At 45.4% G+C, this 21,402-nt stretch carries 16 protein-coding genes; 15 read left to right on the forward strand and 1 reads right to left on the reverse strand.

What is annotated here, in order from left to right; genetic code table 11:
• The first annotated feature begins 2 nt into the window (after window positions 1-2).
• The 15 genes from CSX02_RS02660 to CSX02_RS02730 all read left to right on the forward strand — a co-directional run bounded on the left by CSX02_RS02660 (window position 3) and on the right by CSX02_RS02730 (window position 20,311).
• Entirely contained in the window at window positions 3-797 is a 795-nt protein-coding gene (locus tag CSX02_RS02660; RefSeq protein WP_031542000.1) for an SDR family NAD(P)-dependent oxidoreductase, read from the forward strand.
• A 48-nt stretch (window positions 798-845) separates the two neighbouring features.
• Window positions 846-1,853 carry a cyclase family protein gene (locus CSX02_RS02665; protein ID WP_031542002.1) on the forward strand — a complete coding sequence of 336 codons (1,008 nt, stop codon included), beginning with the start codon at window positions 846-848 and terminating at the stop codon, window positions 1,851-1,853.
• 72 nt (window positions 1,854-1,925) lie between these two features.
• The gene (locus CSX02_RS02670) at window positions 1,926-2,765 is read left to right on the forward strand and encodes a BKACE family enzyme (protein WP_031542004.1); all 840 of its coding nucleotides are present in this window, start codon (window positions 1,926-1,928) and stop codon (window positions 2,763-2,765) included.
• 20 nt (window positions 2,766-2,785) lie between these two features.
• Window positions 2,786-2,956 (forward strand): excinuclease ATPase subunit, encoded by a 171-nt coding sequence (locus tag CSX02_RS02675; protein ID WP_242970401.1) that lies wholly within the window; start codon window positions 2,786-2,788, stop codon window positions 2,954-2,956.
• A gap of 26 nt (window positions 2,957-2,982) precedes the next feature.
• Complete coding sequence (locus CSX02_RS02680) at window positions 2,983-3,912, forward strand: 3-hydroxyacyl-CoA dehydrogenase family protein (RefSeq protein ID WP_031542010.1); 930 nt, start codon at window positions 2,983-2,985, stop codon at window positions 3,910-3,912.
• Window positions 3,913-3,972: 60 nt separating this feature from the next.
• The gene (locus tag CSX02_RS02685) at window positions 3,973-4,428 is read left to right on the forward strand and encodes a winged helix-turn-helix transcriptional regulator (protein ID WP_099385535.1); all 456 of its coding nucleotides are present in this window, start codon (window positions 3,973-3,975) and stop codon (window positions 4,426-4,428) included.
• A 75-nt stretch (window positions 4,429-4,503) separates the two neighbouring features.
• Entirely contained in the window at window positions 4,504-5,949 is a 1,446-nt protein-coding gene (locus tag CSX02_RS02690) for an FAD-dependent oxidoreductase (RefSeq protein ID WP_099385536.1), read from the forward strand.
• A gap of 56 nt (window positions 5,950-6,005) precedes the next feature.
• The gene (locus CSX02_RS02695; RefSeq protein WP_099385537.1) at window positions 6,006-8,123 is read left to right on the forward strand and encodes an FAD-dependent oxidoreductase; all 2,118 of its coding nucleotides are present in this window, start codon (window positions 6,006-6,008) and stop codon (window positions 8,121-8,123) included.
• Window positions 8,123-9,232, forward strand: coding sequence for an NADH-ubiquinone oxidoreductase-F iron-sulfur binding region domain-containing protein (locus CSX02_RS02700; RefSeq protein WP_099385538.1), 1,110 nt, complete (start codon window positions 8,123-8,125; stop codon window positions 9,230-9,232). Before CSX02_RS02695 ends, CSX02_RS02700 begins: the two co-directional genes overlap by 1 nt.
• 142 nt (window positions 9,233-9,374) lie before the next feature.
• The gene (locus tag CSX02_RS02705) at window positions 9,375-11,438 is read left to right on the forward strand and encodes a M4 family metallopeptidase (protein ID WP_099385539.1); all 2,064 of its coding nucleotides are present in this window, start codon (window positions 9,375-9,377) and stop codon (window positions 11,436-11,438) included.
• 42 nt (window positions 11,439-11,480) lie between these two features.
• Window positions 11,481-13,022 (forward strand): zinc ribbon domain-containing protein, encoded by a 1,542-nt coding sequence (locus CSX02_RS13975; protein WP_207653742.1) that lies wholly within the window; start codon window positions 11,481-11,483, stop codon window positions 13,020-13,022.
• Between the two features lie 158 nt (window positions 13,023-13,180).
• Window positions 13,181-13,663, forward strand: coding sequence for a MarR family winged helix-turn-helix transcriptional regulator (locus tag CSX02_RS02715; RefSeq protein ID WP_189281294.1), 483 nt, complete (start codon window positions 13,181-13,183; stop codon window positions 13,661-13,663).
• 1 nt (window position 13,664) lies between these two features.
• Window positions 13,665-15,455, forward strand: a complete 1,791-nt coding sequence (locus CSX02_RS02720) for an ABC transporter ATP-binding protein (RefSeq protein WP_099385541.1) — start codon at window positions 13,665-13,667, stop codon at window positions 15,453-15,455.
• Window positions 15,456-15,469: 14 nt separating this feature from the next.
• A complete protein-coding gene (locus CSX02_RS02725; protein WP_099385542.1) occupies window positions 15,470-17,245 on the forward strand; it encodes an ABC transporter ATP-binding protein in 1,776 nt (591 codons plus the stop codon).
• 18 nt (window positions 17,246-17,263) lie between these two features.
• The gene (locus tag CSX02_RS02730; RefSeq protein WP_099385543.1) at window positions 17,264-20,311 is read left to right on the forward strand and encodes an ABC transporter ATP-binding protein/permease; all 3,048 of its coding nucleotides are present in this window, start codon (window positions 17,264-17,266) and stop codon (window positions 20,309-20,311) included.
• A 24-nt stretch (window positions 20,312-20,335) separates the two neighbouring features.
• Here the strand turns inward: CSX02_RS02730 and CSX02_RS02735 are convergent, their stop codons facing one another.
• Window positions 20,336-21,298: an ion transporter gene (locus CSX02_RS02735; RefSeq protein ID WP_099385544.1), complete on the reverse strand. Its 963-nt coding sequence runs from the start codon at window positions 21,296-21,298 to the stop codon at window positions 20,336-20,338.
• Window positions 21,299-21,402: the final 104 nt, after the last annotated feature.

Consider the following 21,402-nt stretch of genomic DNA (forward strand, 5'->3'; position numbering starts at 1 on the left):
AAATGGTTAAAGTAGAAAAAAGTTATGTAAATAACATGTTTTCAGTAGAAGGAAAAGTAGCACTCGTTACCGGTGCGACCGGAGCACTTGGCTCTGTTCTCGCTAAGGCATACGGATATGCAGGAGCAAAGGTATTCATGACCGGCCGTAACGATGCAAAATTAAAAGCTTTGGAAGAAGAATTCAAGGCAGAAAATATTGATTGTGCATATTTCGTTGCAGATCCTGCAAAAGAAGATGATGTAAAAGCTCTGGTAAAGGCTGTTGTCGAGAAATACGGTGAGGTAAACATCCTTGCAATCGCGCACGGATACAACAAGCCTGCAAACATTCTTGATCAGTCTGTTGCTGACTGGCAGTATATCATGGACGCAGACTGCAAGTCTGTATATATTGTCTGCAAATATGTTGCTGAGCAGATGGTTGCTCAGGGCAAGGGCGGCAAGATGGTAGTTGTTACTTCTCAGCGTTCAAAGAGAGGTATGGCAGGATATACCGGATATTGTACTTCCAAGGGCGGTGCAGATCTGATGGTATCTTCCATGGCTTGCGATCTTACTGCAAAATACGGCATCAATGTCAACTCTATCTGCCCGACCGTATTCCGTTCGGAACTGACCGAGTGGATGTACGATCCGGAATCAGAAGTTTACAAGAATTTCTTAAAGAGAGAGCCAATCGGCCGTCTCGGAGAGCCGGATGACTTTGTTGGATTTGCATTATTCTTATCATCAGATGCTGCAAAATTCATGACCGGTGGCAACTACGATTGCTCAGGCGGATATCTTACCTGCTAAGAGCGGAGAGAATAAAATATTTGTTTTAATGAATAGGAGGATTATAAGATGGCAAAAGTTGTTGTAGATTTGGCACATCCGTTTAGTGCAGAAATCCCTCGTTGGCCTTATTTTGACAAGCCTGAAATCGTGGGCGCACATACGATGGCAAAGGGTGGTGTATTAACCCAGAGAATTACCTGTACCATGCATACCGGAACACATTGTGATGCTCCACGTCATGTTATGGAATATGAATTTGACGGCAAACGTGCTCGTTATACACACGAGATGCCTGCTGATGCATATGCGGGAGAGGCAATTGTATTTAAAATTGATATCGAGCCATGGGGACTGATCACCGATAAGCATCTTGATGCATGTATGAAGAAGTACGGCTTAAAGGACGGTGACTTAAAGGGCAAGATCCTTTGCTTAAATACAGGAATGCATCGTCTGTTTGATGATTCCAAGGCATATTATCATTATGCAGCAGGTACCGGAATCGATGCAGGAAAGTGGTTTGTAAAGCAGGGCGTTAAGTGTGTTGCAATGGACAGCCAGGCACTTGATCATCCGCTTCATACGGCTATGGGTAATAACGGTATGACCAGAATGAATCTTCTCGGTGCAACCGGATATCCGATTACAGAAGAATACAAGCAGCTCTTTGGCGAGGAAGCTTATGCGGAATTCGACAAATTTGAATACATCCGTATCCATGGCAAGGAAGCTTATGAGAAGAAATTCGGCGAACTCGAAGACCTCGGCATCTGGGGAACATGGGAGCCATGCCACAAGGAAATGCTCGGACATGGTATCGTAGGTGTAGAAAACCTCGGTGGTGATCTCGACCGTATCAGAGAAGGTAAGTGGTTTGAGTTCCATTGCTATCCAATCCGCTGGTACATGGGTGATGGTTCTATGGCTCATCCGGTAGCTTATGTAAACGAAGAAGATGTTGACATGAGCGTTCCGGAGCGTACTTACAAATATTGCGGAACCGGATATGGTGATCCGGAAGGAAACGGAGACAGCTGTCTGGAATATATGCAGAGACTGTTTAACCGTAAATAATCAAACGAATAACGCCGGCAACTGTCCTTGAAAATCGGGACAGTTGCTTGTGGTTTTAGGAAAGGAAATAAAATGGCAAAAAAGACAATTATCACAGTGGCTTGTACAGGAGCCTGGCCAAAAAAGGAGAACAACCCAAATGTTCCGATGACTCCTGCAGAAATCGCAGAGGATGTCTATGATTGCTGGCAGGCAGGTGCAGCAATTGCTCATTTACATATGCGTGACGACGAGGGTAATGGAACCATGTCAGCTGACAAATTCCGTGAGACCGTGAACCTTCTTCGCACCAATCATCCGGATTGCGATATTATTTTGAATCTGACAACCTCCGGAGATCTGAATGCAACTGATGAAACCCGTCAGATCCATCTGAAGGAATTGCGTCCGGAAATGGGATCATATGATTGCGGTTCCATGAACTGGTTAAATTCCGGATTATTTATCAACTCTCCGAAATTCCTGGAAGAATTGGGACATAATATGCAGGAGTGGGGTGTAAAGCCTGAAATCGAGGCATTTGACCCTGGTATGATTGCAAATGCTGCATATTATTTGAAGAAAGGTGTGTTAAAAGCACCGCTTCATTTCCAGTTCTGCATGGGCTGTGCAAATGGTATTCCGGGTTCCATGAAGAACCTGATTTTCATGAAAGAAACCATGGAAAGCTTATGCCCGGGTTCTACCTGGAGTTGCTTCGGTGTCGGCAAGAGCGCACTTGAGATGACTTACGGTGCCATTGCATTGGGCGGACATATCCGTGTCGGAATGGAAGACAATGTCATGTATGCAAAGGGCGTATTGGCAGACAGCAACCGTCAATTCGTAGAGCGTGCGGCTCGTCTGATTCGTGAGTATGGCAACGAGGTTGCAACTCCGGATGAAGCACGCGAAATCTTAGGTTTGAAATAATGACCTGGGGACCGAGCTTCATGTACTACATCTGTCCGAACTGTGGGAAAAAATTTAAATACGCCCTGGATATGATCCCTGAATTTGGCGACGACTACGGCAAATGTCCTGTTTGCGGAACGATGGGAACTTATGAAAAAGACGGAGCCCGCACGAAAGATGATGCAGATTATGAAGAAGTAGACGAATAATCTTTTTCTGAGAAAAGAGGCAGGAAATGTTTGATATCAAAGAAATATTAATTTGCGGCGGCGGTATGATGGGAAAGAACATTGCATTTGTAATGGCTTCCAACCCGGAATATCAGGTCACCGTATATGATTTGTATGAGACCGATGTGGCAGGAGGCATTCGCACCAATACCAGACAGCTGGTGGAAAAAGGTGTCATGACGGATGCGGATATCGACGATCGTTTGAGCCGTATTACATTCACCACCGACATCGATTCTCCACTCATCGCAAAAGCAGACCTTGTGATTGAGGCTGTTTTTGAGGATATGAAGATTAAGCAGGAGACATTCGCAAAGCTTGAGGCAAGATGCCGCGAGAATACCATCTTCTGTACCAATTCTTCTGTTATGAGCCCATCACAGATTTCCGAGAAGTTGCAGCATCGCGAGCGCTTTGTCGGAACACATTTCTGGAATCCGGGCCATCTGATTCCGCTCGTTGAAGTCATTAAGAGTGATGCTTCTTCGGATGAAGTGGCACAGACAGTGATGGAAGTGCTTCGCAAGGCAGGCAAGAAGCCGGTCCTTTGCAAAAAGGATGTACCGGGCTTTATTGCCAATCGTATGCAGCATGCGCTTTGGCGTGAGGCAATCTACATTGTGGAGAGCGGAATCGCAGATGCCGCAACCGTAGATGAAGCTGTCAAATATGCATTCGGACTTCGTCTTCCACAGCTTGGACCGATGGAGAATGCAGATATGGTCGGAACAGATCTGACCTATAATATTCATGATTATATCTTGAAAGACTTATGTGATTCACATGAGCCGTCGCCGCTTTTGACGCAATTGCGCGACGAGGGCAAGCTTGGATTTAAATCCGGAGAAGGTTTCCAGAAATGGACACCGGAACAGGTTGCAAAATCCAATGCCGATTTGAATGAGTATCTTATTCGGATGCTTTACGGAAAGTAAAATAAATGCGGGGGAGTTTTCTCTCCCGCAGATTTCAATGCATGACTAGAGGAGTAATGTATGAGCGATCAGGAAAAAAGAGATCCGGTTAACCCATATCACTATGCACTGCATTGTATGGGCGGCAAATGGAAGATGACCATTTTACATGAAATGTACACTTATGGCCAGATTCGTTTCAATCAGACATTGAAAGTGTTGCCGCTTTCGGAGAAAGTTTTAAGTCAGCAGTTAAAAGAACTGTGTGCGGATGGACTGGTGGAACGAATTGTGGATGGCAATGCACATCCGCCATTGATTCATTATCAGTTGACAAAAGAGGCGGAGGAACTGATTCCGGCTCTGGATATTTTGTATGTATGGTCCATTCGCCAAATGAAAGAAAAAGAAATTCCGATTGACACGGATGCTTATGTAGTGCATCAGTCGGAAAAATATATGGAAGCTTTGAAAGATGTCATCGATTCTGAGGAGATGAAGAATATTTCCAGAAGACGCGTTCATGGCGACTTGTGAGTTTGAATTTGAATATGTTATCCAAAATGGGAATCATTAATAGATCAGTCACAGATTGTATATGGAGGTAATGTGATGAAAAAATTAGAAGCAGATGTAGTAGTTGTAGGTGCAGGCCCTTCCGGACTCGCAGCATCCGTTCAGGCAGCGGATGACGGAGCAAAGGTTGTGGTATTGAACAAGGCGGATGTTGTCGGTGGTGCCGCAAACATGGGAATGGGACCACTCGGTATCGGAACCAGACAGCAGCAGGCGCAGATGGTTGACATTGATGTAGAAAAAGCTTTCAAAATGTTTATGGATTATACCCATTGGAGAGTTGATGCCAACCTTGTAAAGAAATATTTTGAGAATTCAAAGGATACCATCGAATGGCTCGAGGATATGGGCGTAGAATTTGCAGGCGCATATCCGTATTTCCCGAAGTCAGAGGCAACCTGGCATATTGTGGCAGTCAATGGCGGAATCGGCCGTAACGGCGGTGCAATCATGAACAAGGCCATGATGGACAAGGGAACCGAGCTCGGTGTGGAATATCTGAATTCCGTTACCGTTGAATCCATTACAATGGATGGCGGAAAGGTGTCCGGTGTCAAGGCAAAAGCGGCAGACGGAGAAGAAATCGAAGTTTCCGCAAAGGCAGTCATTATTGCGACCGGTGGAGCAGGCGATTCACCTGAATATATCAAAGAGCGTATGGGATATACCTGGGGCGAGGATATGTTCAACTTCCGTATTCCGGGACTTGAGGGCGACGGAATTAAGATGGCAATTGCTGCAGGTGCTGCGACCACAGAGATGAATATCGAAATGATTTATGTATTGCCAAATACAGATATGATCGAGCCATTGCCGGCGGTATTTATGCAGCCGAACCTGATGGTAAACAAATTCGGTCGTCGCTTCATCAATGAGGAGCAGATGCAGAATACTACCTTTACCGGAAATGCAATTAATATCCAGAAAGGATCTGTCGGATATTCTATTTTTGACTCATCCATTTTGAAGGGATATAAGAAGAGAGGACTCGACGTGGTCAACTTCGTACATCATCCGGAAAATCTTGATGAATTTGACGAAGTGCTCGAAGCACAGATTGCCGGAGGCAATCCTGATGTTTATATGGCAGATACCATCGAGGAACTTGCAGAAAAACTTGGTATCGATCCGGAAGCTTTGGCAGATACCGTAGATGAATACAATGATATGTGTGATGCGGCTGATACTCAGTTCTACAAACCACGCAAATTCATGAAGCCAATCCGCAAAGCACCATTCTATGCAGGCGCATTCCGCCCGTCAGGATATGGTACACTCGGCGGAATCAAGGTCAATGACAATATGGAAGTATTGAAACCGGATTGGGAAAAGGTACCGGGCCTGTTTGCATGCGGAACCGATACATGTACCATTTACGGTGACAGCTACATGTTCCTGCTGCCGGGTAATACCATGGGATATTGTCTGAATTCCGGTCGTTTTGCCGGTGAAGGCGCAGCTGATTATGCAAATGAAAATTAAGCATTTGTCAGAAAACCAATAGATTAGAGAAATAAAAGAGAAGAGAGAGGGATCAAATGGGAACAGTTCAATTAACCATTGATGGTTATAAGATTGAGGCAGATGAATCCAAAACCGTCTTAGAGGCTGCTTTGGATAATGGCATCTACATTCCTCATCTTTGCCATCATGAAAATCTTCATCCGAATGGAGGATGTCGTCTCTGTGTTGTAAAACAGGACGGAGTCGACGGTGTGATTACATCATGCTCCACAAAAGTAAAAGAGGGAATGGTGATTCATACCAAAGACGAGCAGGCGGAAGCAATCCGCAAGCTTTCTTGTGACTTCATGTTCAAAACGCATCCGACAGAATGTACCGGATGTCCGAAATACGGTAAATGCCAGCTGGCATCAATTTCACAGTATGTCGGAGATACCGGACGCGATCTGCGCTATTGCCAGATTCGTGTGACCGCAGACGAGAGCAATCCGCTCATGTTGCATGAGATGCATCGCTGTATTCTTTGCGGACGCTGTGTCAGAGCCTGCAACGAAATGCGTGGTGTAGGTGCATTGAAATTTGAAAAGGTTGACGGAAGAATGCGCGTCGTAATCAATGGCGACAGCCTTGAAGAAGCAGGATGCCGTTTCTGTGGCGCCTGCGTGGAAGTATGCCCGACCGGTTCCATCCGCGATAAGGTTGGCGTATTTGATGACAATCTTCCAAAGGAGCGTGCACTGGTACCATGCCGTGAGGCTTGTCCTGCACATGTCAATGTGCCGAAGTATATCCGTTATATCAACGAGGGCAATTATGCGGCAGCTGCAGCAACCGTTCGCGAGAAGGTTCCGTTCCCGGAGACTTTGGGTTATGTCTGTGTGCATGACTGCGAAGCAAATTGTAAGAGAAACTTCTTAAATGGTGCGGTATCCATCCGCAACTTAAAGAGATATGCAGCATCGCAGGATGACGGGTCATGGAAGAAGAATGCATTCCAGAAGCCGGATACAGGCAAGAAGGTTGCAGTCATCGGATCCGGTCCGGCAGGATTGACGGTTGCATATTATATGAGAAAGCTCGGCCATGAAGTGACTGTATTTGAGAAACTGCCGAAGGCAGGTGGACAGATGCGATATGGTATTCCTTCTTATCGTCTCCCGCGTGAGGTTCTCGATGCAGAAATCGCAGAGATTGAAGCAATCGGTGTTAAGATCGAATGCAACAGCGAAGTGAAGAGCGCCGTAGAATTAAAGAAAGATTATGATGTTGTCTATGCAGCAATCGGAACACATGCAGGAAACAAGCTTCCGCTTGAAAACAATGATCTGCCGGATGTGTATCTGAATGCAGACTTCCTGCGTGCAGAGAATCTTGGAAATCCGCTTCCGGTTGGAGAGAATGTTGTCGTTTTGGGTGGTGGTAATGTTGCCATCGACTGTGCGGAAACCGCAGTCAGACTTGGTGCAAAGCATGTTGTTATGACCTGTCTTGAGGCACCGGACAAGATGACCGCTTCTGCGGAAGAAGTGACATGGGCAAAAGAGGATGGAATCATCGTAGAAAATTCCAGAACCTTTGATGCAATTGTTGCAGAGAATGGCAAAGTGACCGGTCTGACCGTTACCGGAATTGAAGGACTGAAATTCGGACCGAAGGGACCGGAATTCACCAGAATCCCGGATTCTACCGTAACCTTCCCGGCCGATACCGTAATCTTTGCAGTCGGACAGCATCCGGATGTGACAGAAGAATTCGGTGTGGAATTGAACCGCGGTCGTATCGTGGTGAATCCGGAGACCTTTGCAACCAATATCGAGGGCATTTATGCATCCGGAGACTGTGTCACCGGAACCAGATCTGTCATTCAGGCTGTCGGAGAAGCACGTCTTGCTGTATCCGCAATGGATCAGTATCTCGGCGGAGATGGCAATATCGAAGAGAATCTGGCACCGGAGCAGGATGCAAATCCATGCATCGGCAAGGCTACAGAGGCACAGCGTGCTAACCGTACCGAACCGAGAACCATCGATGCGGCAGACCGCGTAAAGAATTTCGAGCCAATGGATCTCGGATTCGACTGCAGCATGGCAGGCTGTGAGGCAGACCGCTGTCTCCAGTGTGATTTAAGACTTCAGATTGCACCTCAGAAATTCTGGAGCGATTATGTTCCTGAGGAAGGAGGCGCAGAATAATGAAGAATTTATTAGTAGTAAGCTGTTTGAAAGATGATAATTATGCGCATATCTCCATTCACTTACTGAAGGAGAAACTTGCGGATGTCAAAGCAGGTGTGGAGAAAAAGGCTGCAGAACTGCAGGCAGATGTACTCTATCTGCTTCCGGAAGGCGAAAAAGTCGATGGAATCGATTGTGAAGTCCGCTATGGAGCATACAATCCAACCCTTGGAAATCCATATTCCGTCGCTCAGCTTCTGGCAGGAAATCTTCCTCGTCCGATGATTCAGGATGATTTTGTTGCAACTTATGAGGATTACGAAGTATCCGTAATGACTCCGGAAGAAGCATATCTGCTTGCAACCGGCAAGAATGTCCGCTTTGTAGCTGTGACAGCCGACGGCAAGACTGAAATCAAGGAAGTGGAAATCGGCACCAAAGCAGGAAGCATCTGCGACGCAGGCTCTGCAAAGGCTGTTTTGATCGGTGGTCAGAAGGGTACTTTTGTCAAACCGGAATCGCTTGCGGATTATGAAATCCGTGCAGATCGCGATGATTATGCCATTACCGTATTCAATCAGGATGAATGTATGGTTCAGACTGCGGTTTCCATTATGGAGCAGGCATGGGCTTCTTCCTGCGGCAAGTGTGTACTCTGCCGTGAAGGTACCTTACAGTTCAAGACCATTGTCACGGAGATGACAACCGGAAAGGCAAAGGTGACAGACCTTGATCTCATCAGGGAAGTCGGTGAACTGATTGAAATCGGTGCATATTGTCCGTTTGGCCGCGCCATGGCAAAACCGTTGATTTCTGCAGTAAATCTGTTCCAGGATGAATTCGAGGAGCATATCAAGAGAAAGACCTGTAAGTGTGGCAAGTGCTACAAGGCAGCAGCGGTTTATCTCATCCTTCCGGATCTGTGTACCGGTTGCGGCGATTGTGTCGATGAATGTGATGAAGATGCAATCGACGGAAAGGCCAACTTCATCCATATGATCGATCAGGATATGTGCGAGCAGTGTGGCAAGTGCGTATCGGCATGCGACGAGGATGCGATTGTGAAGTGGGAGGATGCGAAACTTCCGAAACTTCCAAAGAAACTGACCAAGGTCGGAAAATTCTAAAACGAAAAAACACTGATGAGATGAAGCAGATTTCGGATTTCCGGAACCTGCTTCATTTTTCTTGTGTGGGAACAAAATATCGGTATAATGAAAGATAGCAAGAATCATGAAATAGAAGATAGAAGATAGAAGAGGACCGGTTATGACAAAAAAGTGGAAAAAAGGGATTGCGATGCTGGTTTGTGTCGGCATCATGACGCAGATTCCGGCCTGTGCGAACAAATATGAATCAGTATATCTGCTGGATGAAGATCGCAAAGCGAGTGATGTCGCACTTGAATATTACGAAAAAGAAAATCAGGTATCGAAAGAAGATATTGAGGAATATTCGGATGAAAATGCGGTGATTGTATATCGCGATGACGGATACGTCTCTTCGCTGGTCGGACGATTTTCTCCGGATCAGGTGGAGTCTTCCGACGATGTATTAAAGGCACTTGCAACCGTCTATGATTTGCTGGGTTTTGGCGAAGATACGGAATATTATCTCGCATCGCAGATTACGGATACGCAGACAGACTATACCTATTTTACCTACAAGCAGATGGCGGGTAACCAGTCGGTGGAAAATGGTTCGCTTGTGATTGTACGCGATGCGGATCATTATGTCTGTGCGCTCTCGAATTCATTTTCTTCGGAAATCGTAAAGAGTGAACAAATGATTACGGCGCAGGAGGCGGAGACGATTGTGCAAACCAATTATCCGCAACTGACCATCTATTCGCAGTATACAAAAGAAGTTTATTTTAATCATAATAATGTTTTGACCAAGGCGATGGCGGTTTATACAGATAACCCTGACATCAGTCAGAGTTTTCAAATGCCATATTTGATGCATTATATCAGCAACGAGGGAACTTATCTGATCTGCACACCGACCAGCACCGTATCTACAACCGATACAAAGGGCTATCACAACGAAGATTATTTTTCGGGGATGGATGAGACCGTCTACGAGACGACAGTGCAAAAGGCCGATGGAACCACAGAGGCGATTTCCGTTCCGGTTTGTTATAACAAATCGGATGGACTGTATTATATGATGGATCCGAAGAGACTGATTGCCGCAGCTTCCTTCTATGATTTTTATGTCAAGGATGAAGTGAATTTTATTACCAGTACCAACAACAATGACTGGGATATGAATTATATTCTGGCCTATGCAAATTATATTGAGGCATGGGACTTTTACAAAACCATTGGCGTGCCTTCTATTGATCGCGCCGGAATGCCGATTCTGATCGGGATGGGCATGTGCGACAGCAAAGGCAATCCCGTCGATAATGCCGGATACTACGGAAGCATTATGGGCTGGGGATTTTTTGGTGTATCGGATGTCAACAAAGACAGCCAGGCACTCGATGTTGTTGCACATGAATTTACGCATGGATATACCAGCCATGCGATGCAGGGATGTATCTATGCAAATGAGCAGGGCGCAATCAATGAGTCATTAAGTGATATCATGGGCAATCTCGTTGAAATGTATGACAAGAAGACGGAGGATGAGACATGGAGCATCGGAGAAAGTTGTGGAAATGTATTTCGCAAGATGAGTGATCCGATTGCCTATCATCAGCCTTCCTTTGTCGGTGATGCATTTTATGTTCCGAAAACGGATCATCCGAATGCTTCCTTGAATGATTATGGCGGCGTACATTCCAACAGTTCACTGCTCAACAAAGTGGCATATGACCTGTATGCGGCATCTGTGCCGCTTTCGCACGAAATTATGCTCTGGCTGGATACCATAGAATTTCTGACTCCGCAATCTGATTTGGATGATGTCTATGTTGGATTGATTTTGTCCTGCCGTGCGCATAGTGAATATCATGATTATGAGCAAATTGTGCATGACAGCTATGAAAAGATGGGCATGATGGGAGACCGTGAGCAGACGGCAAAAGACAATCAGAATTTGCGCAGTAATTATTTTGAACTGTCAGTTGCCACAGAGGCACCGGATTCGGCCGTTGTATTATATGATGCGAATGGCCATTATTATGCAAGCTATTCTCCGGATGCGGATGGGAATGCCCGTGTGCGCGCTGAAATCGGAAAATATTATCTGGTTTATGCAAAATCACAATTCGGCAATGTCTATTGCTATTATTATACCGGCAGCAGTTGGTCCGCAAATGATTCGGCCGCGAAATTAATTAATTTTGATAAGAATGTGGTATACGAAAAACTCGAAATATATTAAAATAATTTATATTATGTATGTGAAAACAGGAGGGAATGATTTATGAAATTATGTGCAAATGGGCATCAGATCGAGGATCATGTGAAATTCTGCCCATATTGCGGGGCCCCGGCACAGACCCCGGTCGAGCCGGTGCAGCCGACACCAATTCAGCCGGAACCACAGACTCCAATCGAGCCGGTGCAGCCGACACCGATTCAGCCGGAACCGCAGACTCCGGTTCAGCCGGCGCAGCCGACGAATCCGACATCTTTCTATGGTCAGGTGAGCGGAACTTATACGGCGCAGCAACCGCAGCAACCGCAGCAACCGCAGCAGCCGCAAATGCCGCAGCAGCCGCAAATGCCACAGCAGCCGCAGCAGCCGCAGCAACCGGTACCGGCAGCCGGAGATTATTATTATGGAGGTCCGGAACCGACTGGTAAAAAGACCAAAAAGAAGAAAAAGAAAAAGAAAAAGGGTCTGATCATCACAATTCTTGTTTTGCTGATTCTGATCGGTGCAGTATGCGCACTTTTATTTGTGCCGAAGTCACCACTGAATCTGCTGGATGGCAGCCTGCAGGAGACTTTGCATATTTCGGAAAACTATACCAAGAATGATCCGGATGATTTTAAGAAGACGAATCAGGATGTAGAATCCGGTTATCTCGTGATGGAGACTTCGATTGAATCGACCGATGTGTCATTCCTCTATCCGGAAAATGCCACTGCAGCAGAAGCACATGATGCCTGCACGGTGACACTCGAATCCGGAGCAACCATCGAAGTGACAGTGCGCAAGAAGCCTGTATACAGCCTCAAGAAATATTTTGCACAATTCAAAAAAGAAATTGAGGATGATGCAAAGATTAATGAGACCGGCGATATTCAGAAAGTGACCGTTGGCGATAAAGTACTTTATCGCATGAGTCTGAAAACCAATGACAGCGGAAATGATGCTCAGGTAGACCGCTATCTCGAAAGCTACGGTAAATTTAATGTGGAATATACCGTGCGCAGCATGGACGGTGCGGAAGGTACTTTGCGTCACCTGATCGAAAGTCTCTATGTGGAGAAGGATGCCTATAATGAACCGGTTTTGGATACGCAGGAAACACAGAAGCCGCAGGAGACACAGAACACTCAGGATACACAGACTCCGGGAACAGACGGTGATACGGCATCTGTTACGGTTTCATCTGTCGAGGTGGTTTATGACAAGTCGCTGGTAACCAATGTGGATACTTCCAAGACGGATGATGTCACATTTATGTTTGGCATGGATGATACCGTTGAATTGTATCCGATGCAGTACAACTCTGTGGACGATGCATTGGAAATCTTCAAGACATCGATGGACGATCAATTTAAAGATTACAAATATGCTGTCACAGAGAAAAAGGAAACGACCACCGGTGACAGCAAGAGAATGGTTTATTATAATTATCATGTTGAGGACATGAATGTACAGATTTATATTTGTCTGATCGAATCCGCAACACCGGGACGCGTTTGGGTATTATATTCCATGGCGGACGATGACAATAATGCAGATCAGGTAAAATTGATCAATACCATCGTAAGCTATACCGCATTCAAATAATTTATGAACCAATTATAAAGAAATAAATATTTTATAAAAAGAAACTGTTTGCAATTGACTACTAAACAGGATGGGGATAGAATTCCATTAACAAAGTCAATGCAAATGGTTTCTTTTTTGTTGTTTTGATGAATGAAAAGCAGGAAGGAGAATCGCACATGTTTATTTGTAAATCGGACGAACGTGACCGTATGAAATCCGGCAATTTGTTCTTTCAGGCATGGAGAGAGCAAAATGAGATTGTGCGTAAAAAACATAATTTAAAAAAAGTGGAAGCACAGATTCTTGGATATTTGTATTTTGCAAATCCGGGCGAAACCAGGGGTACCGATATCTGCAAATATCTGCAGATGAATAAGGCTATGGTTTCAAAGACACTTGATGCGCTCGAAAAGCGCGGGCTGGTAGAATATCAGGCGGATGAAAACGATCGTCGCTTTGTACATTATTATCTTGCGGATGCAGCCAAGCCACTCTGCGATGACTGGAATGAGATTTGGAATCATGCAAAATCAGAACTGTTTCATGGAATTCCTGCGGAACAGGTCAATATATTTTTGCAGGTGTCCCGCAAGATGTACGAAAATCTGATTGCATTGTCTTTTGACAATCAGAATCAAGAAAAAGGAAAGGAAATGTAAGATGTTAAAATTGTTTCATAATTTTAAAAAGTCAGATGCAATGCTCGTGGCAATCGCAGTATTGTTTATCGTCGGGCAGGTCTGGCTGGATTTGCGTCTGCCGGATTATATGGCAGATATTACAAGCCTGCTTACGACAGGAACTGATAATATGAAGGATGTCTGGATTGCAGGCGGCAAAATGCTTTTGTGTGCATTCGGCAGCATGGCAGGTTCCGTTGTTGTGGCAATCTGTGCATCCCGTATTTCGTCCAATTTTGGTGCGAATTTGAGAGAGCGCTTGTATCTTCGTGTACAGTCATTTTCGATGGAAGAAATCAATCGTTTTTCTACCTCGAGTCTGATCACACGTTCCACCAATGATATTACACAGATTCAGCTGGTCATTGTAATGGGACTGCAGGTAATCGTAAAAGCACCGATTACGGCGGTATGGGCCATTGCCAAAATCTTTGACAAGGGTCTGGAATGGACAGTTGCAACATTTATTACCGTATTGTTGCTTCTGGTTGGTGTGTTCATTGTATTGAAGCTGGCGCGCCCAAAATTCAAAATGATGCAAAAACTGACCGATAATATCAACCGTGTCACACGCGAAAACTTAAGCGGTCTTTCGGTTGTCAGAGCTTACAATGCAGAAGCATATCAGGAAGCCAAATTTGAGGAGGCAAATGACGAACTGACCAGCACGGCGCTGTTTACCAGCCGTGTGATGGCATCGATGATGCCATATATCGGTTTGCTCCTAAACGGTTTGTCGATTGCCATTTATGCAATCGGTGCAGCACTGATTCACAATGTCGCATTCAATGCAGACATGTCCAATATGATGGAGGTGCTGACAGAAAGAGGCGAACTGTTTGCCAATATGGTCATTTTTATGAATTATGCGATGCAGGTGGTTATGTCATTCATGATGCTCGTGGTCATCTTTATTCTGATGCCGAGAGCCTCTGTTGCTGCAGAGCGTATCAATGAGGTATTGAATACCAGGCCGACCATCACGGACGGAGACAAAGAAGACGGCATTGCCGGGCACGAAGGCGAAATTGAATTCCGCGATGTGTCATTCCGTTATCCGGATGCGGCCTCCAATATGCTGGAGCATATTTCCTTTACGGCAAAGAAAGGACAGACGGTGGCAATTATCGGTTCGACCGGATGCGGTAAATCTACCGTGGTCAATCTGATTCCGAGATTTTATGATGCAACCGAGGGAGAGGTTCTCGTCGACGGTCGTAATGTCCGCGAATTTACGCAAAATGCATTGCATAACCGAATCGGATATGTTTCGCAGAAAGCATTTTTGTTTAAAGGAACCATTGCTTCGAATATTGCATTTGGTGACAATGGCAAAGGCCCTGTTAGCGAAGACCAAATCCAAAATGCAATCGAGATTTCAAGCAGTGCACATTTTGTAGGAAAGAAAGAAAACGGAATCGAAAGCGAAGTCGTGCAGGGTGGAAATAATTATTCCGGCGGACAGAAACAGCGTCTGTCAATCGCACGTGCTGTCGCAAGAAATGCAGAGATTTTGATTTTTGACGATTCGTTTTCGGCACTGGATTATAAAACCGATCGTGCGGTTCGCCACATGTTGCAGGAGCGCTGCGCGGATGCAACCAAAATTATTGTGGCACAGCGTATCGGAACCATCCGCAATGCGGATAAGATTCTCGTAATGGAAGACGGACAGATTGTCGGTCAGGGAACGCATCAGGAACTGATGCAAAATTGTGAAGTTTATCAACAGATTGCTCTTTCTCAGCTGACTGAGGAAGAACTGGCATAGAAAGGAGGAGCACGATGCCAAGAAGAAATAATATGGAATTTGACACCCAGAAGTATCCGGGCGCGTGGAAGAAAATCCTCCACTATTGCAGAAAATATAATATTTTGATGATCATTGCCATTTTGGCAGCGATCGGCGGCACAATCGCGACACTGAGCGGACCGGATCGTCTGCAGGAGGTGACGGATGCAATTGCCGAAGGACTCACAGGAGAGATTGACATTGAACATATCAGAAATGTCATTATCATTCTCGGGGTGATTTATCTGTCCGGCGCGCTGTTAAATCTGGTTCAGACGCAGATTATGGCCTATGTTACCCAGATGGTTTCAAAGCAGCTGCGTTCAGACATCTCACGCAAAATCAATCGTTTGCCGATGGCATATTTTGGAAAGACCACGACCGGTGATGTATTAAGCCGCGTGACCAATGATGTCGATACACTCGGACAGTCATTGAATCAAAGTGTGGGAACGCTGGTATCTGCAGTCACCTTATTCTTTGGCTCCATTATTATGATGTTGCGCAACAATGTGAAGATGACCGGTGCAGCAGTCGGTGCAACCATCATCGGATTTGTGCTGATGTCGCTGATCATGTCACGCTCACAGAAATATTTCCGTTCCCAGCAGAAAAGACTTGGAGAAGTCAATGGTTTCGTTGAGGAAGCATACAGCGGTCATACATTGATTAAAGCTTATAACGGCGAAGCGGACGGACGCAAAATTTTCCATGAAATTAATCAGAAACACCGCCGCGCGGCTTTCCGTGCACAGACATTGTCCGGACTGATGATGCCGATGATGGGATTCATCGGAAATCTCGGATTCGTTGCAGTCTGTGTCGTTGGAGCTTCGCTGGCGATTGACGGCAAAATCGGATTTGGTGTCATTGTGGCATTTATGGTATATGTCCGTTTGTTCACACAACCATTGTCCCAGATTTCACAGGGTGTTCAGGCACTTCAGTCTGCATCTGCGGCCGGAGGACGCATCTTTGAATTCCTCGGTGCGCAGGAGATGGAAGATGAGCAGGACAAGACTGCAGAAATCGTGGATACAAAGGGACATGTAGAATTTGACCATGTACATTTCGGATATGATCCGGACAAAACCATTATCAATGATTTCTCAGCAGAAGCAAAACCGGGCCAGAAGGTCGCAATTGTCGGACCGACAGGAGCAGGTAAGACGACGCTGGTGAATTTGCTGATGCGATTCTATGAAATCAATTCGGGAGATATCCGCATCGATGGGGTTTCCATTCACGATTTGAAACGCGAAGATGTACATAAGCAATTTTGTATGGTATTGCAGGATACCTGGATGTTTGAAGGAACCGTGCGCGAGAATCTCGTCTACAGCTCCGACAATATTACGGATGAACAGATGGAAGAGGCATGTCGTGCGGTGGGATTGCACCATTTCATCCATGCACTTCCGAAGGGTTATGACACCGTGTTGAATGATTCGGTCAATCTGTCACAGGGACAGAAACAGCAGATGACGATTGCACGTGCGATGCTCGAAGACCGGCCGATGCTGATTCTCGACGAGGCAACCTCATCTGTGGATACACGAACTGAGTTAAAGATTCAAAAAGCGATGGACGCACTGATGAAGAACCGTACCAGCTTTGTGATTGCGCATCGCCTTTCTACCATTAAGAATGCCGATCTGATTCTGGTATTAAAGGATGGCGATGTGATCGAGAGCGGTACACATGAAGAATTGATGCAGCAGGGCGGATTCTACAATGAATTGTACAATTCGCAGTTTGAGACAGCGTAAGAAAGAAAAGGAGCGCATATGTTAGAACTCAAGAATATCAAAAAAGATTATCCTGCCGGAAATGGTTTGGTTCATGCTTTAAAGGGCATTGATTTGAATTTCCGACACAATGAGTTTGTTTCGATTCTGGGTCCGTCCGGATGCGGCAAGACAACCATGCTCAACATCATTGGTGGTCTGGATCAGTATACGGAAGGAGACCTGATCATCAATGGTATTTCGACAAGAAAATACAAGGATCGTGACTGGGACAGCTATCGCAACAATACCATCGGATTTGTCTTTCAAAGTTATAATCTGATTCCGCATCAGACGGTTTTGATGAATGTGGAACTGGCACTGACCCTTTCCGGTGTGTCCAAGGCAGAGCGCAAGCGCCGTGCAATTGAAGCGCTCGAAAAGGTTGGACTTGGCGATCAGCTGCATAAGCGTCCGAACAAGATGTCGGGCGGACAGATGCAGCGTGTAGCAATTGCGCGTGCAATTGTGAACAATCCGGATATTATTATGGCGGATGAGCCGACCGGAGCACTGGATACCGAGACCAGTATTCAGGTTATGGATATTTTAAAAGAAATCGCCAAAGACCGTCTGGTTATCATGGTAACCCACAACCCGGAACTGGCTGAGAAATATTCGACCAGAATCATCCGTATGCTCGACGGAAAACTAATCGATGATTCCAATCCGCTGAGCGAAGAGGAAATCAGACAGGAGAATGAGTTCGTAAAAGCGCGCATGGAGCAAAATGCAGGCAAAAAGAAACGCCGCAAAGAAAAGAAGCCATCGATGTCCTTTGCCACCTCATTCGGATTGTCGCTGAAGAACCTTTTCACAAAGAAAGGACGTACGGTCCTGACTGCATTTGCAGGAAGTATCGGAATTATCGGTATCGCATTGATATCGTCGGTTTCGAATGGATTAAATACTTATATCGATCAGGTTCAGGAAGAGACATTGGCTTCCTATCCGCTGACAATTGAGGCAAGTTCCGTGGATTTGTCCACTTTGTTGAAACTGTTTCTCGGAGGTTCGGAGAACAGCCATGATCATGGCAATACCGATGTTTATATGAATCCGATCATGTATGACATGATTGATGCCTTGAACAATGCGGAAACGACAGAAAATGATTTGAAATCCTTTAAGGAATATGTGGAAAAAGAACGCGCAGACAAAGACTCCGCAAGCGGTCTTTCGGATGCACTTTCCGCTGTGAAATATTCTTACGATCTGAATCTGCTTGTCTATACCGAAAATGTAGACGGCAACATTCTGTATTCCGATTCGGAACAGTTGTTGAACGATTTGATTACCGAATATATGGGCATTGATATGTCTTATATGAATACCATGGAGTCCTCAACCGGTAATCTTTCCGCTTTTTCTTCCATGTCCAATATGGGCATGAGCAGCATGACCGGTTCAACTGAATTGTGGTCCGAAATGCTCGAAGGAAATGACGGTGCATTGATCAGCGATATGGTATATAACCAGTATGATCTGGTCTATGGCAACTGGCCGAATGATTATAACGAAGTAGTTCTTGTGCTGGATGAGAACAACGAATTGACCGATATGTCGCTGTACGCTCTCGGTTTGATTCCGGAGGAAGAGATGGCCGATCTGATGAAATCGGTGATGGACGGAAGCCAGGCCAAGCTGTCGACCGACCGCTGGTCTTATGAGGATATCTGCAAAAGAGAATATCGCGTGGTACTCAATTCCGACTGCTACAGTTATGACGAGAATACCGGATTATATGCGGATTTGCGCAAGAGCGATGCAGGATTACAATATCTCTACAGCAATGCGATTCCACTGAAGGTGGTAGGTGTCATCCGCCCAAATGAGGATGCCAATGCAAATATTATCGCAGGTTCGATTGCCTATACTTCCGCTTTGACGGAATATGTCATCGAAGAATCCGGAAAAGCAGATGCCATTCGGATTCAGCGTGAAAGCCCGAACAAGGATATCATTACAGGTCTGCCGTTCAAATCCAGCAGCACCAATTTGACGGAAAAAGAAAAAGCGGATTATTTCCAAAATTATATCAATGAGCTGACGGACGAAGAGAAAGCGGCATTGTATACATCCATTCTTGCAACACCTCCAAAGGACCGGCTGGAAGAAATGATCAATCAGACCATGGATTCCGTGGATCGCGCAGCAATGGAAGAGGCCATGCGTCAGGTGATGGTGGAACAGATGGGAATGTCTGAAGATGATATCAACCATTATCTGGAGGAGATGTCAGCCGAAGATATCACAACCTATTACCGCACAATGGTGGAACAACAGATTCGTGCACAATACGCAGCCGATGCGATGCAGCAGATTCAGACCATGCAGCCGGAACAGCTGGTCGCCGGTTTAATGGCGGCAGCAGAGTCCTATAGCGAGGCTGAGTCGGCATATTATTATGATGAAGTATTGGAATTTTCCGATACGACTTATGAGAAGAATCTGAGCAAACTCGGATATATCGATATTGAGTCACCAAGCCGTATGGCCTTATATTCTTCTTCATTTGATGCGAAGGAAGTCATTGAAGATGCAATCAAGGATTACAACCGGGACAAAGATGAGCTGAAACAAATCACTTATACAGATTATGTAGGTTTGATGATGGGCTCAGTCAGCACCATTATCAATGCCATCAGTTATGTGCTGATTGCCTTTGTATCCATCTCACTGATTGTATCATCGATTATGATTGGTGTGATTACCCTGATTTCGGTACAGGAGCGCACAAAGGAAATCGGTATTCTGCGCGCAATCGGTGCATCCAAGAAAAATGTATCGCATATGTTTAATGCGGAGACCATCATCATCGGTTTTGTTGCGGGATTGCTGGGTGTTGTCATTTCGGCACTGTTGTGTCTGCCGATTAATGCCGTCATTCATCATCTGACCGATATCAACAATCTGAATGCATCATTGCCTGTGAATGCAGCAGTGATTCTGATACTGATCAGTATTTTGCTGACCATGCTAGCAGGATTGATTCCGTCGCGCAGCGCGGCAAAGAAGGATCCGGTAGAAGCATTGCGCAGTGAGTAAAGGAGAATGCCATGACAATTCGTTTTAAGACTGCGACTTTTTCTGAATATGTGGTTCTTCATATTGGTAAACAGTAAGAACATCTTCAAGGCTGACGACATCATTGGAGTCAGCCTTGATTGCATATTTTCCCTTTTGACGAAGCAGGATATTCACCGGGTATTGCTGCTCGATTTCGGCGACGGTATGCCCGAGCCACTGGCTGTCGATGTCAATGATAATCGTATGAATCCGCTGCAGATCATTGTTGGTCGAATCCTGTTCTTTTCGATATTGTTCTACAAAACCTGCCGAAATAATACCGGTAGGAATCGCAACAACCCCAACTCCAAGAAATGCAATAAAGATTGCCATGATGCGCCCAATCGCAGTGATCGGATAGATATCGCCGTAGCCGACCGTCAGCAGAGTGGACATGCTCCACCACAATCCGGAGAAGGCATTTTTAAATGCTTGTGGCTGTGCAGAATGCTCTGCCGAATACATAAACAGCGATGAGGCAAACATCAGAACCACAATGATAAAAATTGATGAAACGAGCTGGTTGCGCTTTTCATACAATACGCTTTTGATTACATGGAAAGAATCGGTATAGGAATTGATGCGGAACAGATGAAAGATGCGGACCACGCGCAACAATCTGAATGCGACAAATCCCGACATAAAGAAAAACGGCAAAATCGTAAACAGTTCAATGATTCCGTCAAAAGATATCATAAATCGCAGGACTGCTTTCGCGCGATGGCTCGTCGGATACAGATATTCCGCAGTCCAGAGCCGCAAAATATATTCTGCGATAAAGAGCACAATTGTGACCGTTTCCACTACCACAAAGACATTCTGATAGTTTGCCAGCTCATCAAATGTCTGCAGGATCATCGTTGCAATGTTGACCAGAATCACAATCACGATTCCAAGATCAAACGCACGACTCGCAAAATCCCCCTTTTGCCCAATCTGTATAATATCAAAAATTCTACGCTTCATAGCAACCCGCCTTTCTCCATTTCTAGTATATCCAATTCTTTTCTGTTAGAAAAGATTAGATTCCGATATGGATTCATAAAATCTTAAGAAATATTAAGGGATTG

The organism is Agathobacter ruminis, assembly GCF_002735305.1.
Lineage (GTDB): Bacteria > Bacillota > Clostridia > Lachnospirales > Lachnospiraceae > Roseburia > Roseburia ruminis.

Coding starts and splice junctions, on each gene's coding strand:
- CSX02_RS02660 (WP_031542000.1), top strand. CDS start 3: ATGGTTAAAGTAGAAAAAAGTTATGTAAATAACATGTTTTCAGTAGAA.
- CSX02_RS02665 (WP_031542002.1), top strand. CDS start 846: ATGGCAAAAGTTGTTGTAGATTTGGCACATCCGTTTAGTGCAGAAATC.
- CSX02_RS02670 (WP_031542004.1), top strand. CDS start 1,926: ATGGCAAAAAAGACAATTATCACAGTGGCTTGTACAGGAGCCTGGCCA.
- CSX02_RS02675 (WP_242970401.1), top strand. CDS start 2,786: ATGTACTACATCTGTCCGAACTGTGGGAAAAAATTTAAATACGCCCTG.
- CSX02_RS02680 (WP_031542010.1), top strand. CDS start 2,983: ATGTTTGATATCAAAGAAATATTAATTTGCGGCGGCGGTATGATGGGA.
- CSX02_RS02685 (WP_099385535.1), top strand. CDS start 3,973: ATGAGCGATCAGGAAAAAAGAGATCCGGTTAACCCATATCACTATGCA.
- CSX02_RS02690 (WP_099385536.1), top strand. CDS start 4,504: ATGAAAAAATTAGAAGCAGATGTAGTAGTTGTAGGTGCAGGCCCTTCC.
- CSX02_RS02695 (WP_099385537.1), top strand. CDS start 6,006: ATGGGAACAGTTCAATTAACCATTGATGGTTATAAGATTGAGGCAGAT.
- CSX02_RS02700 (WP_099385538.1), top strand. CDS start 8,123: ATGAAGAATTTATTAGTAGTAAGCTGTTTGAAAGATGATAATTATGCG.
- CSX02_RS02705 (WP_099385539.1), top strand. CDS start 9,375: ATGACAAAAAAGTGGAAAAAAGGGATTGCGATGCTGGTTTGTGTCGGC.
- CSX02_RS13975 (WP_207653742.1), top strand. CDS start 11,481: ATGAAATTATGTGCAAATGGGCATCAGATCGAGGATCATGTGAAATTC.
- CSX02_RS02715 (WP_189281294.1), top strand. CDS start 13,181: ATGTTTATTTGTAAATCGGACGAACGTGACCGTATGAAATCCGGCAAT.
- CSX02_RS02720 (WP_099385541.1), top strand. CDS start 13,665: ATGTTAAAATTGTTTCATAATTTTAAAAAGTCAGATGCAATGCTCGTG.
- CSX02_RS02725 (WP_099385542.1), top strand. CDS start 15,470: ATGCCAAGAAGAAATAATATGGAATTTGACACCCAGAAGTATCCGGGC.
- CSX02_RS02730 (WP_099385543.1), top strand. CDS start 17,264: ATGTTAGAACTCAAGAATATCAAAAAAGATTATCCTGCCGGAAATGGT.
- CSX02_RS02735 (WP_099385544.1), bottom strand. CDS start 21,298: ATGAAGCGTAGAATTTTTGATATTATACAGATTGGGCAAAAGGGGGAT.